Annotated in this window: 13 protein-coding genes; all 13 read left to right on the plus strand. The window is 57.7% G+C overall.

What is annotated here, in order from left to right; genetic code table 11:
• Positions 1–93: 93 nt before the first annotated feature.
• The 13 genes from ACWWD9_RS12570 (at position 94) to ACWWD9_RS12630 (ending at position 17,008) form a co-directional block, all read left to right on the plus strand.
• Positions 94–1,365, plus strand: coding sequence for a nitrate- and nitrite sensing domain-containing protein (locus ACWWD9_RS12570; protein WP_455867226.1), 1,272 nt, complete (start codon positions 94–96; stop codon positions 1,363–1,365).
• A 417-nt stretch (positions 1,366–1,782) separates the two neighbouring features.
• A complete protein-coding gene (locus tag ACWWD9_RS12575) occupies positions 1,783–3,072 on the plus strand; it encodes a CmpA/NrtA family ABC transporter substrate-binding protein (RefSeq protein ID WP_013441178.1) in 1,290 nt (429 codons plus the stop codon).
• Between the two features lie 66 nt (positions 3,073–3,138).
• Entirely contained in the window at positions 3,139–4,047 is a 909-nt protein-coding gene (ntrB, locus tag ACWWD9_RS12580; protein ID WP_013441177.1) for a nitrate ABC transporter permease, read from the plus strand.
• A gap of 10 nt (positions 4,048–4,057) precedes the next feature.
• On the plus strand, positions 4,058–4,864 hold the full coding sequence (locus ACWWD9_RS12585; protein ID WP_013441176.1) for an ABC transporter ATP-binding protein: 807 nt from the start codon (positions 4,058–4,060) through the stop codon (positions 4,862–4,864).
• A 103-nt stretch (positions 4,865–4,967) separates the two neighbouring features.
• Positions 4,968–6,413, plus strand: coding sequence for an alginate export family protein (locus ACWWD9_RS12590; RefSeq protein ID WP_013441175.1), 1,446 nt, complete (start codon positions 4,968–4,970; stop codon positions 6,411–6,413).
• Positions 6,414–6,507: 94 nt separating this feature from the next.
• Positions 6,508–7,176, plus strand: a complete 669-nt coding sequence (locus ACWWD9_RS12595; RefSeq protein ID WP_455867227.1) for a type IV pili methyl-accepting chemotaxis transducer N-terminal domain-containing protein — start codon at positions 6,508–6,510, stop codon at positions 7,174–7,176.
• Between the two features lie 48 nt (positions 7,177–7,224).
• Positions 7,225–7,971: a uroporphyrinogen-III C-methyltransferase gene (cobA, locus tag ACWWD9_RS12600; protein ID WP_013441173.1), complete on the plus strand. Its 747-nt coding sequence runs from the start codon at positions 7,225–7,227 to the stop codon at positions 7,969–7,971.
• Between the two features lie 24 nt (positions 7,972–7,995).
• Positions 7,996–10,422, plus strand: a complete 2,427-nt coding sequence (gene nirB / locus ACWWD9_RS12605) for a nitrite reductase large subunit NirB (RefSeq protein ID WP_455867228.1) — start codon at positions 7,996–7,998, stop codon at positions 10,420–10,422.
• Between the two features lie 79 nt (positions 10,423–10,501).
• Positions 10,502–11,713 carry a nitrate/nitrite transporter gene (locus ACWWD9_RS12610; protein WP_455867229.1) on the plus strand — a complete coding sequence of 404 codons (1,212 nt, stop codon included), beginning with the start codon at positions 10,502–10,504 and terminating at the stop codon, positions 11,711–11,713.
• A gap of 7 nt (positions 11,714–11,720) precedes the next feature.
• On the plus strand, positions 11,721–13,415 hold the full coding sequence (locus tag ACWWD9_RS12615; protein WP_455867230.1) for a protein kinase domain-containing protein: 1,695 nt from the start codon (positions 11,721–11,723) through the stop codon (positions 13,413–13,415).
• A 106-nt stretch (positions 13,416–13,521) separates the two neighbouring features.
• Positions 13,522–13,836, plus strand: coding sequence for a nitrite reductase small subunit NirD (nirD, locus tag ACWWD9_RS12620; protein WP_455867231.1), 315 nt, complete (start codon positions 13,522–13,524; stop codon positions 13,834–13,836).
• 136 nt (positions 13,837–13,972) lie between these two features.
• Entirely contained in the window at positions 13,973–16,687 is a 2,715-nt protein-coding gene (locus ACWWD9_RS12625) for a nitrate reductase (RefSeq protein ID WP_455867232.1), read from the plus strand.
• A 15-nt stretch (positions 16,688–16,702) separates the two neighbouring features.
• Positions 16,703–17,008, plus strand: coding sequence for a hypothetical protein (locus ACWWD9_RS12630; protein ID WP_013441167.1), 306 nt, complete (start codon positions 16,703–16,705; stop codon positions 17,006–17,008).
• Positions 17,009–17,219: the final 211 nt, after the last annotated feature.

Consider the following 17,219-nt stretch of genomic DNA (forward strand, 5'->3'; position numbering starts at 1 on the left):
TCATCAGCCACTTCAAGACGTCTCGAAGTGCATGCCGTTCTCTGCCCCATGCCTGAATGCATTGAGCACTGTTCTTGCTTGCACTGACTCACCATGCAGAATATTTCACCTGACAATACGATTTTATTGGCGAAAACGCGCCATATCGAAGAGCTGGAACGGCTCTCCGTCAGCATTCAGTTTGTCGAGAGCATAGGCTGGATGGTTCACCAGCTGCAGGCAGAGCGCGGTGCCAGCTGTCTTTATCTGGCCTCCGCTGGCAGCCGCTTCGCCAAAGAGCGCAGTGCCATCATTGAGCAGAACCAGGCTTCGGAGTCGGCGTTTAAAGAGGCCTTGCAACGCTACCTCCATCACAACACCTCGGCAGATGCCAAACAGCTAACCCTGGTTTCATGGATTTTGCTGGGGCTTGAGCAGCTCTTGCCCTTTCGCCACCAAGTCACCTTACTAAAAATACCCTTCAGCGACTGCATACAGTCCTACACGCGGCTGATCGGCAGTCTGATTTCACTCATTTTTGAAATTACCGACAATACCGTTAACAGCAAGATCTCGACCTATCTGGTCGCGCTCTACAACCTGGTGCAAGGCAAAGAATTTGCGGGGCAGGAGCGCGCCTTGGGCTCGCATCTGTTTGGTTCGGGCTACATGCAACTGGAACACCAGCACAAGCTCCTGGAGCTGATAGCGCAACAGGACCGGCATTTTGAGCTGTTCAGCCAGTTTGGCACGGATGCCTTGCGCGAAGCTTGGCGTACCACGCTGGAGACCGAAGCACACCACACACAGCGCGCTTACAGAAGCAAGTTGACCGCCGCCAAAGACCAGCAGGTACTCCAGCGCGCTGATAGCGATGCCTGGTTTGAAGCTTGCAGCACACGGCTCACGGAAATATGGCACATCCAGTGCCAATTGGTGGCCGCCATGCACGACACCCTGAACAGCTTGAGCGAGGAGGCGCGACGGGATCTGGAGAACACGCGCTTGCATCTGGGCGAATTGAAAGCCAGGCAAACGCCCACGGCCAATGTCGACAGCACGTTTTTCAATCTGGCGATTCCACTGGAAAGTGCATTTACCTTTCTAGCCCACGACGAGCTCACGCCCTACCCCATGGAATCCATTATTGCCTTGCTGCAACAGCAATCGCAGCAACTGGCGGAAATTGAAAACGAGCTGTCGGAAACCAAAAAATCGCTGGCGGAAAGAAAGCGCATCGAACGCGCCAAAGGCCTGCTGATGAGCAAACTGGGCTTATCCGAAATGGAAGCCTACAAAATGCTGCGCAACACGGCGATGGAGCAAAATCGCAAGCTGATTGATATAGCCGAAAACATCATTACGCTATCCGCACAAGGGCAATAGTCCACTTCATATCATGGTGCACTTGCACACAATAAGTGCGATGCATCACAAAGTCACCTCGGCTGAATTTCAGCTCTTCTATTTATAAAATCATTAAAATTCAATCGCTTAATTTTTAAAATGAAGTTGGCACACGGTTTGCTTATGTCTAGACAAAATGTCAGGCCAACGGCGGCCTAATGTTTATGCAGCAGCGCATATCCACCAGGAAATGACCTCTGCAAGTAGCAGTAACCTAGCCCAGCTGAATGCAGGCAAAGGTTAGCAAAGCAGCACATTAAACGAAGCGATTGCGCTTCCACGAATATGGACAAAGGCGTCCAGCATGTAGACAGGAAACTGTTTGCAGGCTGGACGCCTTTTTTGTTTTTGCGGTTTTGATTTTGATACTTGATGCATCATTTTTAGGGAGCAGACATGAAAAAAACACCAGATACTGCAGCAGATAACGCTACACCTGACGTCGACACCAGTCGTCGCCAGTTTTTCAAGAACGCCGCCGCCGGTGCACTGGGCGCTGCCGTCATGATGAACATGCTACCGGCAGGGTTGCGCAACCAGGCATGGGCTGCAGGCTCGGATGCTCCAGAACTCACCGAAGTCAAAATCGGCTTCATCCCGCTGACGGACTGTGCGCCTATCGTGGTGGCTGCGCAGATGGGCTTCGACAAGAAATACGGCATCAAGATCGTGCCGTCCAAGGAAGCTTCCTGGGCTGGCGTGCGCGACAAGGTGGTCAATGGCGAACTGCATGCGGCGCATGTGTTGTATGGCCTGGTGTATGGCGTGCAGATGGGCATAGGCGGTCAGCAAAAAGACATGAACGTGCTGATGACGCTGAACAACAACGGCCAGGGCATTACGCTGGCCAACCAGCTGAAGGACAAGGGCGTCACCGGTGGCGCCACGCTGAAACGCCTGCTCGACAATGAAAACCGCGATTACACCTTCGCCCAGACCTTCCCCACGGGCACCCACGCCATGTGGCTCTACTACTGGCTGGCGACTTACGGCATTCACCCCTTCCAGGATGTGAAAACCATCGTGGTACCGCCACCGCAAATGGTCGCCAACATGCGTATCGGCAATATGGATGGTTACTGCGTGGGCGAGCCATGGAATGCACGTGCCATTTACGACAAGGTCGGCTTCACCGCTGCCACCACCCAGGAAATCTGGACCGACCATCCGGAAAAGGTACTGGGCACCACCGCTGAATTTGTCGCCAAGAACCCCAATACCGCGCTGGCCATTACCAAGGCCATTCTGGATGCCTGCCGCTACATCGACGCCACCGCCAACCGCCCCGCGGTGGCCAAGCTGATTGCTGGCAAGGCTTATGTGAATGCGCCGGAAGAAGTCATCGAAGGTCGCTTCCTTGGCCATTACGACAATGGCATCGGCAAGAAATGGGAAGACCCCAACTACATGAAGTTCTTCAACGACGGCAAGGTGACCTTCCCTTACCTGTCCGATGGCATGTGGTTCCTCACCCAGCACAAGCGCTGGGGTTTGCTGAAAACCGACCCGGATTACCTGGCCATCGCCAAAAAGGTCAACCGCATCGACATCTACACCGAAGCGGCCAAATCCCTGGGCATCGCCGTGCCAAGCGACCCGATGCGCAGCAGCAAGCTGATCGACGGCGTGGTGTGGGATGGCAAGGACCCGAAAGCCTATGCCAACGGTTTCAAGATCAAGGCCTGATAAGGCGAGCGGCGGCCCGGAAGTCTGGGTCGCCAGTCACGGACATGTGATGCGAGGCAAATCATCATGAGTGCAATCGGAATAAGCAAGGAAAGCATCAAGACCATCATGCAGAATGAGCAAACCACCCCCACGGCAGTGAAAGCCGCTGTCCAGCCCGCAGCTGCGCGCATGGCACCGAGCAAGCGCCCCAGTGCGCGCGCCCTGAAACTGCGTGCGTTTTTTGAATGGCTGCTGCCGCCGGTTTTCGGGGTGTTGGCCATGATCGCGGTATGGACGCTGATCTCCTATCAATCACCCAACCTGCCTGGCCCCGTCAGCACCTGGCACTCGGCAGTGGAGCTGTTCAGCGACCCGTTCTACAACAACAGCCCCAATGACCAGGGCATAGGCTGGAATATCCTGGCTTCGCTGGAACGTGTGGGCCTGGGCTTTGGCCTGGCCGCGCTGGTAGGCATACCACTGGGCTTCATCATCGGCCGTTTCCAGTTCATGTCGCGCATGGCAGCACCCATCATCGGCATCCTGCGTCCGGTATCGCCGCTGGCCTGGCTGCCCATCGGCCTGCTGGTATTCAAGGCGGCCAACCCGGCGGCCATCTGGGTGATTTTCATCTCGGCCATCTGGCCCATGATCATCAATACCGCCGTGGGCGTGAGCAAGGTGCCGCAGGATTATATGAACGTCGCCAAGGTGCTCAACCTCTCCGAGTGGAAGATCGTCACCAAGATTCTGTTCCCCTTTGTGCTGCCATACATGATGACCGGCGTGCGTCTGTCCATCGGTGTGGCCTGGCTGGTGATCGTGGCGGCAGAAATGCTGACTGGCGGTGTCGGCATCGGCTTCTGGGTGTGGGATGAGTGGAACAACCTGAATGTGGAACACATCATCATCGCCATCTTCGTTGTCGGCATTGTCGGCCTCCTGCTGGAGCTGGCACTGACCTCCCTGGCCCGCCGCTTCAGCTACGAATAAGGAACCCATCATGGAAAAAATCCTGCAAGAAAAGTACGTGCAGCTGGAAAACGTGAACATGACCTTCTTCACCAAAAAAGGCACGTTTGAAGCGCTGAAAGATGTGAACTTCAGCATACGCGAAGGCGAGTTCATCTCCATCATCGGCCACTCCGGTTGCGGCAAATCCACCGTGCTCAATCTGATTGCCGGGCTGTTGCAACCCACCAATGGCAACCTGTTTTGCGCGGGCCGCGAGATTGCTGGCCCCGGCCCTGAGCGCGCCGTGGTGTTCCAGAACCACTCGCTGCTACCCTGGCTCACCTGCAGTGAAAACGTCTACCTAGCGGTGGAACGCGTCTTTGGCGCCACCGACACCAAGGACCAGCTGAAAAAACGCACCCAGGCCGCGATCGAGCTGGTGGGCCTGGCCCATGCCGCCGACAAACGCCCCAATGAAATCTCCGGCGGCATGAAACAGCGCGTGGGCATTGCCCGTGCGCTGGCCATGGAACCCAAGGTGCTGCTGCTGGATGAGCCGTTTGGCGCGCTGGATGCCCTCACCCGCGCCCATTTGCAGGACGAGCTGATGGCCATCATGGCGAAGTCCGGCTGCACGGCAGTGATGGTCACGCACGATGTGGACGAGGCCGTGCTGCTCTCAGACCGCATTGTGATGATGACCAACGGCCCGGCCGCCACTATCGGTGAAATCCTGGACGTGGAACTGGCGCGCCCGCGCAAACGGCTGGAGCTGGCAGAAGACAGCCACTACAACCATCTGCGCAGTGAAGTGCTGAAGTTTTTGTATGAACGCCACGCAAAGAAGGCGGCTTGAGCAGGCAATACGAGTATTTAAACAAACAGGCAAAAAAGTGGCCCGTCGGTCAGGACGGGCCGGTACAGCAAGTTACCCCTCATCAGAAAAAAAGGAGCAACACATGCAAAGTAATTCGAGTTTCACCTTGCGTCAAGCCAGCATTTGCGTACTGCTGGCCTTGGGCAGCGCACAGGCATCCATCGCCATGGCAGAAGAGACGCTGCCGGAATACACCTTCATGGATGCGGTCAAAACCGGCAAAAATCTCACCAGCTTTCGCCTGCGTTATGAAAACGTGAATCAGGACGGCTTGGGCCCGGCGGGCACGTCAGCCGCCAACAACGCGCTCAAGGATGGCGAAGGCCTGACCCTGCGCAGCCTGATCGGCTGGCAAACCGCGCCCTACAAGAATTTCAGCTTTGCGGCGCAGATGATCGATGTCGCCAAGTTTCAGGATGACTACAACGACAGCACCAACGGCACCCTGATCAACAGCGTATCCAACCAGACCAGCCATGCCGAATACGCCAAGATTGTTGACCCCGACTACACCGGCATCAACCAGCTCTATATCGACTGGACCGGCATCAAGAACAACCGCGTGCGCCTGGGCCGCCAGCAGATCAACCTGGACAATGTGCGCTTTATTGGCGACATCGGTTTCCGTCAGGTCATGCAGGTGTTTGACGGTGTCAGCCTGCTCAACAAAACCATCCCCAATACCGAAGTCTTTGTGGGGCATATGGAGCGCGTGAAGCAGATCACCACCGAAACACGTGACAACGGCGCGCTGGAAATCCTGAATGCCAAATACCGCCTGTCGCCTACCGAGTTCCTGGTGGGCTATGGCTACTTCTCCGGCTTTGATGACCTGGGCTATGGCCGTGGCTGGTTTGGCAATGCCGCCGGTACCGGTGGGGTCGCCCAAGGCAAGAATGGCAACATCAACCAGAACGCTGACCAGGGCAACAAGATCCTGGGTCTGCGGCTGGATGGCGTGCACCCGTTCAACCCCAACCTGCGTGCGCTCTACACCGCCGAATATGCCAAGCAGACCGATTACAGCGGTGGTGACTCCCGCATTGACGCCCACTACTACAAGCTGGGTGGCGGCGTCGGCATTGATAACTTCAGCATACGCGCCGATCAGGAACTGCTGTCCAGCAACAACGGCCAGTATGCCTTCCAGACCCCATTTGGCACCAACCACCTGTTCCAGGGCTGGGTCGATAAATTCCTGACCACGCCGGTAGAAGGCATCCAGGACAGCTTTGTCACCGCCACCTACAAATGGGGCGATTTCCTGTTCTTTGCCGATTACCACGTCCTGAAATCAGACGAACGCTTCAACACTGTGGGCGGTGGTTTTGGCAACAAGTATGGCACCGAGTGGAATACCGCCGTGACCTACAACGTGAACCCGCACCTGGTTACCAAGCTGGAATACGGCAAATACACCGAGGATGACCATTACACATTGCTGGCTGCAGCTGATACCACCGCTGGCAATCGCGGGCGGATTCGCGATACCGAAAAGTTGTGGCTGACCGTGATGTACACGTTCTAGGCCGATACATCCGCCAGGACTTGTCATCAACCCGTGGTATCTGCATCGCCCGATGCAGATACCGTTTAGCAACTAAAACCAGATGGATGCATGCATGAATACTGTTTTACAACATCGCCGCCCGCACCGTGCCGAGCCCAAGACCGTCAGCTCCGAGACTTTCAGCTCGCTGATCAACCTGGCCGGGCGCCAGCGCATGTTGTCGCAACGCATCATCCTCAATGCCATTCTGGCGACGCAACAGCATGAAGAAGCCGCAGACGTGGCCGAACAGGCTCTAGCCCTGTTTGAAAACAGCCATGGCGAGCTGACAAAAGGCTATGCCACACTGCCTGGTGTGTTTTTCCCTGCGCTGCAGGCCATTTATTTTGGCGAACAGCAGGCAGACAAGCGCATCCGCGCCTTCATTCTGCAAGCGCGATCCGCCATCAGCGCGCTCGGCACGCAAGCCGCCGTCGCCGAGGTGGAATCCCTGGGCAAACAGGCCACCCCATTGGTCAACCTGCTCAATCAGATCACGCAGGTATATGAGGTGGAAGCCAAGCAGCACGCCCACGCCCAGCAAAAAGAGCACAGGGCGCTGATGGGCAACATCCAGCAGATCGCCAAGCAGGCCAAGATCGTGTCGGTCAACGCGCAGATCATGGCAGCGCGTGCGGGTGAAGCAGGCAAGGAATTTTCGGTGGTGGCAGGTGTGCTCACCACCATTACGGGCGAACTGGACGAACTCATCGTCAGCGCCATGAAGTCGGCCCAGCGCTAATGCGGTGGGCCTTGAACACAATGTATCAAGATTGAAACGGTGAATGCGATGGCAGGAAAAGTGTATTTGATAGGCGCAGGCCCCGGCGACCCGGAGCTGATTACGCTCAAGGCGGTGAAGGCATTACAGGCAGCCGATGTGGTGCTGGTGGATGACCTGGTGAACCGCGCCCTGCTGGCGCATGCACCCCAGGCGCGCATTGTGGAAGTAGGCAAACGCGGCGGCTGCAAGTCGACTCCGCAGCACTTCATCAATCGCCTGATGGTATCGCTCGCCGAGCAGGGCCAGACTGTGGCCCGGCTCAAGGGCGGTGATCCCTTCCTGTTCGGCCGTGGCGGTGAAGAAATGCTGGAGCTGCGTGCAGCGGGCATTGCAGTCGACATCATCCCCGGCATTACCAGCGGTATAGCTGCAGCGGCGGCGATTGGCGTGCCGGTCACACATCGCGAGTATACGCATGGCGTCACGCTGGTCACCGGCCATACCCGCGATGGTGAGCAACCCAACTGGCAGGCACTGGCCGCCAGTGGCACCACGCTGGTGATTTACATGGGCATGAAGCATCTCGCCAGCATCGTCAGCGAGCTGCTGGCAGCAGGCTTATCGGCAGAGACAGCGGCAGCGGCGATCCAGCAAGGCAGCCTGCCGGAGCAGCAGCAAGTCGTCACCAGCCTGGGCATGCTGCCCATGGCGGTGAAGCAGGCGGGCCTGGGTAGCCCGGCCATTATCGTGGTGGGCGATGTGGTACGCCTGGCACAACTGAACCTGGACGTGGCAGCCGTTGCTGCTGCGTGATTTTTAAGAGGTAGGAGAATGAGTATGAAAAAAATGAAACTGGTCGTCGTCGGCAATGGCATGGCTGGCATGAGAACCGTAGAAGAGCTGCTTAAGATAGCCCCGGATCTCTATGAAATCACCGTGTTTGGCGATGAGCCGCACCCCAATTACAACCGCATCATGCTCTCGCCCGTATTGGCAGGCGAGCAGACCATTGATGACATCATCCTGAACACGCGCGAGTGGTATGCCGAGCACAACATCACGCTGCATACCGGCAAGCGCATTGTGAAGATAGACCGCACGCGCCGCATCGCCTATGCCGAAGATGGCACCGAGGCCGAATACGACCGCATGCTGCTGGCCACCGGCTCGACACCGTTCATGCTGCCGATTCCCGGCAAGGAGCTGGATGGCGTGATCGGTTTCCGCGACATTAAAGACGTGGATACCATGATAGAGACCGCCAAAACGCACAAGCATGCGGTGGTGATTGGCGGCGGCCTGCTGGGCCTCGAAGCTGCCAACGGTCTCAAGATTCAGGGCATGGATGTCACAGTGGTGCATCTTGGCAGCTGGCTGCTGGAACGCCAGCTGGACAAGACCGCAGGCAAGATGCTGCAAAAATCGCTGGAAGCCAAAGGCCTCAGCTTTCTCTTGGAAAAACACACGGAACAGATTCTGGGCGAAAACGGCCGCGTGACCGGCGTGCGTTTCAAGGATGGCAGCGAGATTGCCGCCGACCTAGTGGTAATGGCCGTGGGCATACGCCCCAACTATGCCTTGGCAGAGTCAGCAGGCATCCATTGCAACCGCGGCATTGTGGTCAATGACACCATGCAGACCTACGATCCGCGCATCTACTCCGTAGGCGAATGCGTGGCCCACCGTGGCATCAGCTATGGCCTGGTTGCCCCCTTGTTTGAGATGGCAAAAGTCTGCGCCACCCACCTGGCCAATTTCGGTATTGGCCTCTACAAGGGCTCGGTCACCTCCACCAAGCTCAAGGTAACCGGCATTGATCTGTTCTCGGCAGGCGACTTCAGCGGGACGGAAGGCTCCGAAGAAATTGTTTTACACGATGCAGTTGGCGGGGTTTACAAAAAACTCGTCATCAAAGATGACAAAATCATCGGCAGCGTGCTCTATGGCGACACCACCGACGGCAGCTGGTACTTCCAGCTGCTGCGCGATGGCAAGCCTATTCACGAGATTCGTGACCACCTGATGTTCGGCCAGGACAGCCTGGGCAATACCGGCCACCAGGGCCAGGACAAAGCGTCCAGCATGACCGACGAGATGGAAGTCTGCGGCTGCAATGGCGTATGCAAGGGCACCATCGTCAAGGCGATCAAGAGCCAGGGGCTGTTTACCATAGATGAAGTCAAGAAACAGACCAAGGCAGGCTCGAGCTGTGGCTCCTGCACTGGGTTGGTCGAGCAGATTCTGGCTTCCACGCTGGGCGGCGGCTATGCGCCCCCTTCCACCTCCAAAGCGGTGTGTGGCTGTACCGACTTCAACCACGAAGAAGTGCGCGATGAAATCCGCAAGCACAAATACCTCAGCATACCCGATGCCATGAAGGGCATGGGCTGGCGCACACCGAATGGCTGCGCCACCTGCCGCCCGGCGCTGAATTATTACCTGATCTCCACCTGGCCGCATGAAGCCAAGGATGATCCGCAATCAAGATTTATTAATGAACGAGTTCACGCCAATATCCAGAAAGACGGCACCTACTCGGTGGTACCGCGCATGTACGGCGGCGTCACCACGCCAGACCAGCTGCGCAAGATTGCCGATGTGGCCGACAAGTATGCCGTGCCCATGGTCAAGGTCACCGGCGGCCAGCGCATCGACTTGCTGGGGGTAAAGAAGGAAGACCTGCTGGATATGTGGAAAGACCTCGACATGCCGTCTGGCTATGCCTATGGCAAAAGCATCCGCACGGTGAAAACCTGCGTCGGCTCCGAGTTCTGCCGCTTTGGCACGCAAAACTCCACCCAGCTGGGCATTGATATCGAAAAAGCCTTTGACCATATGTGGGCACCGCACAAGGTGAAATTTGCCGTCTCCGGCTGCCCGCGCAACTGCGCCGAATCCGGCATCAAGGATGTGGGAGTGATCGGCGTCGATTCCGGCTGGGAGATTTATGTCGGCGGCAACGGCGGCATCAAGACTGAAGTCGCGCAGTTCCTGTGCAAGGTAAAAACGGCGGAAGAGGTCATCGAGTATTCCGGTGCCTTTATCCAGATCTACCGCGAAGAAGCGCGCTACCTGGACCGCACCGTGCACTGGATAGAACGCGTGGGTCTGGATTATGTGAAGAAGCGCATTCTGGAAGACGCCGAAGGCCGCAAGGCCGCCTACGAGCGGCTGATGTTTGCCTTGCAGGGCGCCACCGACCCGTGGGCGGAACGTGCCAATCAGCGCGAAACGCACAAGGAATTCGACACCATTACCGTTTAACGCACCGCGTGCCATGCGTGGCTCAGGCTTGTGATAGCCTGAGTCTGCGCTGGCACCCGGCATTGCTGAGGAGATTCGCATGCAAAAAAGTTTCTGGCAGGCCGGGCACAAGCCCACCCTGTTTTCATCCTTTCTGTACTTTGACCTGAGTTTCATGGTCTGGGTATTGCTGGGTCCGCTGGCGGTGCAGATCGCCGCCGACCTGCAACTGACCCCGGCGCAAAAAGGCCTGATGGTCGCCACCCCCGTGCTGACAGGCGCCTTGTTGCGCATTGTCATGGGCGTTCTGGTGGATCAGATCAAGCCGAAAAAAGCCGGGCTGATTGGCCAGCTGATTGTCATCGCCGCGCTACTGGTGGCCTGGTTGCATGGCATACACAGCTATCAGCACACCCTGTTGCTGGGCGTGTTTCTCGGCTTTGCTGGTGCCGCCTTTGCAGTCGCCTTGCCGCTGGCTTCGCGCTGGTATCCGCCGGAGCATCAGGGCACGGCGCTGGGCATTGCCGGCGCGGGGAATTCGGGTACGGCGCTGGCTGCTCTGTTTGCACCAGGCCTTGCCATTGCCTATGGCTGGAATAATGTCTTCGGCCTGGCGCTGATCCCACTGGCGTTTGCCCTGGTGGTGTATCTGATATTTGCCAAGGATGCGCCCGATGCCCCCGCCGCCAAGTCCATCAGCCAGTATGTGGCGGTGCTGAAAGACCGCGATGCCTGGTGGTTCATGTTTTTTTACAGCGTGACCTTTGGCGGTTTTGTTGGCATGGCGTCTTCGCTCACCATTTATTTCCACGATCAATATGGCTTGTCACCAGTGCATGCCGGCTACTTTACGGCGGCCTGCGTATTTGCAGGCTCGCTGGTGCGGCCACTGGGTGGCAATCTGGCTGACCGCATAGGCGGCATCCGCACACTGACGGTCATGTATATCGTCGCGGCGTTTTTCCTGTTCGTGCTGAGTTTTGGGCCCGCGCAGCAAGTGGCTGGCCTGGCTGTCGTCATCGCTGCCATGCTGGCACTGGGCATGGGCAATGGCGCCGTGTTTCAGCTGGTGCCGCAACGCTTCCGCAAGGAAATCGGCGTGATGACCGGACTGGTGGGCATGGCGGGTGGCGTGGGCGGATTCTATCTGGCTTCAAGCCTGGGTTACTCCAAGCAGGTCACGGGCAGTTACCAGATCGGGCTGACCGTGTTTGCCGGTCTGGCCATTCTGGCGGTGATCGGCCTTACCAGCGTCAAGAAACGCTGGCGCACCACCTGGGGCTCGGCCGCCGTGACGTCGGCCAAGGTCTAGGATTTTCATGTCGCTGCAATTGCTGCTCGGCCAAAGCACGGCCACCGGCCCGCGTGAACGCAATGAGGATTTTGCGGGCATGGTGACGCCGGTTGGCATGCAGTTGCAGACCAAGGGTGCGCTGATCGCCCTGGCCGATGGTGTCAGCGGCAATGCCGGTGGGCGCGAGGCCGCTGAAATGACCGTGCGCAGCATCTTGTCCGACTACTACGCCACACCTGATACCTGGGAAGTGCATAGCGCGCTGGACAAGGTGATCACCGCCGCCAACCGCTGGCTGCTGGCGCAAGCGGCCCAGCATAAGGATTTTGCCGGCATGGCCAGCACGCTGTCGCTGATCGTGTTTCGCGGCCAGCGCTTTTACTCGGCCCATGTGGGCGATACCCGCATCTATCGCCTGCGCCATGGTGAATTGCAACAACTCACCACCGACCATGTGTGGGAACGCCCCGACATGCGGCATGTGCTGAAACGGGCCATTGGCCTCGACCAGCATTTGTCGGTCGACTATGCCGATGGCGCTTTGCAGGTAGGCGATGTCTACGCGCTGATGAGCGATGGCGTGTGGGATGTGCTGGATCAGGCGACGCTGCATCATGTCATGGGGCTTTACGATAACCCGCAGTTAATCTGCGATGAGCTGACCCGGCTGGCGATAGCCCAGGGCGGTCACGACAATGCCACCGTGCTGGCGGCACATGTGGTGCAGCTGGGTGAGGAAACCCTCACTGACCTGCTGGCCGAACACCGCCATTTGCGGGTGCCGCCCAAGATGAAAGCGGGCGATGTCATCGACCAGTTTGAAGTGCTCAGCGTCTTGCATGAGTCACGCGCCAGCCTGATCTATAAAGTGCGCCACCGCATCACCAATCAGCTGTGGGTACTCAAGACCCTGCAACCTCTGCTGGCGGAAGACCGCGACAGCTGCCAGGCCCTGCTTAATGAAGAATGGCTGGCCAAGCGCGTGGTATCGCAATACCTGCCGCAAGTACTGCCCCTGACCGCCGAACAGCGCAGCCAGCTGTATTACGTGATGAGCTGGCATGAGGGCGCCACCCTGCAACACCGGCTGGACAATGGTCATCACTTCACCACCGCTGGCATTACCGGCATTGGCATTGCCCTGCTGCGCGGTTTGGGCGCCCTGCACCGCCTGCAGATTCTGCATCGCGATATCAAGCCCGCCAATCTGCACATGGCGATGGATCAGCGTTTGCGCATTCTGGACCTGGGCGTGGCGTTGAGCCCGGTCACCGGCCATATCGCCAGCATGGATAACCCCGGCACGCCGAGTTTCATGGCGCCCGAGCTGTTTGATGGCGCCGGTGCCTCGGTTAGTAGCGATCTTTATGCGGCGGGCGTGACCATGTATTACCTGCTGACGCGCAAATATCCCTATGGCGAGATTGAGCCTTTCCAGCATCCGCGCTTTGGCGAGCCGGTGCCGCCTACGCGTTATCGGCCGGAGATTCCACGCTGGCTGGAGAATATTTTGCTGAAAGCCGTCGCCCGCCTGCCCGAGCACCGTTTTGAAACCGCGGAAGAAATGCTGCTGGCGCTGGAGATAGGCGAAACCCGGCCGATTTTGCCGCCACCGCGCACACCGCTGATTGCACGGGCGCGACTGGTCAAATGGCAGTGGATTGCGCTGGTATCGCTGATGGTGAATTTCATGCTGCTGTACTTGCTGATCGTCTCGTAATGCGGCCGAGTTAAGGCGAGCGCAGGACAGCGGTTTATTGAGTTTGTGTTACTACGTTTTGTGTTTTTGTTGTTGCGTTGTCATCTCTTGATTTGGAGTTTTTTTTATGAGTACCTGGACCAAAATTGCCTCTTTGACTGACATTCCCAAGCTGGGCTCGCGCGTGGTGCGCACAGCCAAAGGCGACATCGGCGTATTCCGCACTGAGGATGACCGCGTGTTTGCCCTGAACAACAGCTGCCCGCATAAAGGTGGCCCGCTGTCGCAAGGTATTGTGTATGGTGACAAGGTGGCCTGCCCGCTGCATAGCTGGAAAATCAGCCTGATCGATGGCAAGGCCGAAGAGCCGGATGTGGGCGAGACTGCCTGCTTCGCCGTCAAGGTAGAAGACGGCATGGTATTCCTGGACATTCCGTCCTGAAGGCAGTCCGCCCCATGCGTTTGATCATGCAACACGGATATGGAAGATCAGCGTCACTTGCCTGGCTTGCCCGTCATGCTGGGACGCAGTCTATCCTTTACTCTCGTGTTGGCCTTAACCAGCGGTACCCAGAATCATGTTAAAAGAAACCAGATCCACCTGTTGTTATTGCGGCGTTGGCTGCGGCGTCATCATCACCAGCGAAGATGACCGCATTACCGGCGTGCGCGGCGATCCCGATCATCCGGCGAATTTCGGCCGCCTGTGCACCAAAGGCTCCACGCTGCACCTCACGGCCAAGCTGGATACGCGCGTCTTGCAACCCGAAATGCGCACCAGCCGTCAGGCCCCGCGCCAGCCTACTGATTGGGATACGGCTCTCGACCATGTGGCAGACCGCTTCGCCGAGACCATACGCGAGCATGGCCCCAACAGCGTGGCGTTTTATATCTCCGGCCAGCTGCTGACCGAGGATTATTACGTCTTCAACAAGCTCGCCAAAGGCCTGATCGGCACCAACAACGTCGATACCAACTCGCGTCTGTGCATGAGTTCCGCCGTGAGTGGGTACAAACTGACGCTAGGTGCGGATGCTCCACCCGCCTGCTATGAAGACATCGATCACACCGCCTGTCTTTTCATCGCCGGCTCGAATACCGCCTATGCCCACCCCATCATTTTCCGCCGCATTGAAGATGCCAAGGCCCGCAATCCGGACATGAAAATCGTGGTGGTGGACCCACGCCGCACCGATACCGCCACCTTCGCCGACCTGCATCTCGCCATTCAGCCGGGCACCGACGTCGCCCTGTTCAACGGCATGCTGCACATCATGCTGTGGGAAGGCATGCTGGATCAGGCTTTTATCCGTGAGCACACCAACGGCTTTGATGCGCTGAAGGAAACCGTGCGGGAATACACGCCGAAGATGGTGGCGGACATTTGTGGTATCCGCGAAGCCGATCTGGTGACTGCCGCCAAGTGGTTTGGTAGCGGTCCCTCACTTTCCATGTATTGCATGGGGCTCAACCAGTCCATCCATGGCAGCGATAAAAACGCTGCTCTTATCAATCTGCACCTCGCCACCGGGCAGATCGGCAAACCGGGCGCAGGTCCCTTTTCGCTTACCGGCCAGCCCAATGCCATGGGCGGACGCGAAGTGGGTGGCATGGCGAATCTGCTATCCGGCCACCGCGATCTGGATAATCCAGAGCATCGCGCCGAGGTGGCCGCACTATGGGGTGTGGAGGATGTACCCGCGACACCAGGCAAGACCGCAGTCGAGATGTTCGATGCCCTGAAATCAGGCGAAATCAAGGTAATCTGGATTGCCTGCACCAATCCGGCGCATTCCATGCCCGACCTCAACCAGGTACGGGCCGCGCTGGAGAATGCCGAACTGGTGGTATTGCAGGATGCGTACGGCAATACCGATACCAATATCTATGCCGATGTGGTGCTGCCCGCCACCAGCTGGGGCGAGAAAGAAGGCACCGTCACCAACTCCGAGCGGCGCATTACGCATATCACCCCAGCCGTCGCCAAACCGGGGGCAGCCCGCCATGACTGGGAGATTGTGGTCGACTTTGCCCAACGCCTTGAGCAGCGGCTGGGCAAGGCAAACACATTGTTCAACTATATGGTTCCCGAGACGATTTTCAATGAGCACCGCGAATCCACCCGCGGTCGTGACCTCGATATCACCGGCCTCAGTTATCAGCTTCTGGATACGCAGGGCCCACAACAGTGGCCGCTTAACGAGAAGGTAAGCACTGGCTTACAACGCTTATATAGTGATGGCATTTTCCCCAAACCGGATGGCCGCGCGCAATTTCATATTGCGCATTACAAACCCACCGCCGACAAAACCGATGCGCGACAGCCTTTGCATTTGCTCACCGGACGCCTGCGCGACCAGTGGCATGGCATGAGCCGCACCGGCACCGTGGCCCAGCTGTTCAACCATGTGGATGAGCCGGTGATCTCGCTCAACCAGCAGGACATGGAGCGGCGCCAGATCAAGCCGGGCGACCTGGTCAAGGTCAGCAACAAACGTGGCAGCCTGACATTGCGGGCGCAACCATCCGATGAGATCCAGCCGGCGCAGAGTTTTATTCCCATGCACTGGGGCAGCCAGTTCATGAGCGGGCTGGGCTGCAATGCGCTGATGCCATCGGCCTTTGACAAATTCTCACGCCAGCCCGAACTCAAGCACACCGCGGTCAAGCTGGAGAAAGTCGAGCTGCCATGGCAGATGACCGTGATGCGCAACTGCCACGACATGCAGTTGCTGGAGGCGATTCGCCGCCTGCTGCCCAGTTTCGACTATGCGAGTTGCGGGCTTTATGGGCGCGGCAACGGTATGGTCGTGCTGCAAGCCGCCCATCATGCGGCCCCCGATGCCGCGGTGATAGATGCGCTGGATGCACTGCTTGGTATGACAGAAGGCGCACCCATGCTGAATTATCAGGATGCACGGCGTGGTATCAGCAAGCGTATTCTGGTGGAGCCCGACGCCGCGACCGGTCGCCAGCAAGTGACTGGTGTGCGGCTGATAGGCGAAACCCTGGCCGCCGAGTGGCTGCGCGAAGTCATGACGGAAGGCCAGTTCAGCGATGAGCTCAGGCGCTGGGCGCTGGCGCCATTGAGTGCGCCACCCACCGGACAGAGGAGTCGCGGCAAGATTGTATGCAATTGTCTGAATGTGGCAGAGAACGAAATTATTGATACCATACAGATGGGCGCTGATTTCATTACCCTGCAAAACAAGCTGAAATGCGGTACGCAATGCGGTTCCTGCGTGCCCGAACTGAAAAAACTGGTACAACTGCACGGCAGAACTGCCGCTTAACCATAAGGACAATCCATGAAATTCGTTTACATCGGCCTGCTGCTGGCCGCCCTTACTCCTTTCGCCCATGCCGCCGACAGTGAGGCGCAAGACATCACCGGCACCACCGACAAGGGCGAGAAAGTCGTGCTGCACCCGAATGGCCGCTGGGAATTCGTGGATACGGCAAAAGCAGCTGAAGCCAAGGAAATCGCCAAGCAGTTCCCGGAAAACCAGGGCTGTCCATCCAATATGCAAGGCGGCTTCCTCGGCTTTGGTCGTTGCATTCCGCAAGGCGACAAGGATTACAACCGCGGCTCCATGAGCGGCAAGGGTCGTTAAGCCATTCCTGATAGGTGCTCTTTGAAATAGCGTTCATTTTTTAAAGAGCACGGTTTATTTCCTCGATCCAGCGCATACTAAAAGCCAAGTTAGCCTTCACTCCCGGTGTGCGCTGGGCTGAAGCAGTACCACGCTATTCCCCCACAGCCTGAAAACAGGCTCAGCAGTCGTTTGCTGGCATGGTTCATGCTGGTATTCATGGCCGTGGCAG

It is taken from the genome of Methylovorus sp. SPW-M1 (assembly GCF_053848825.1).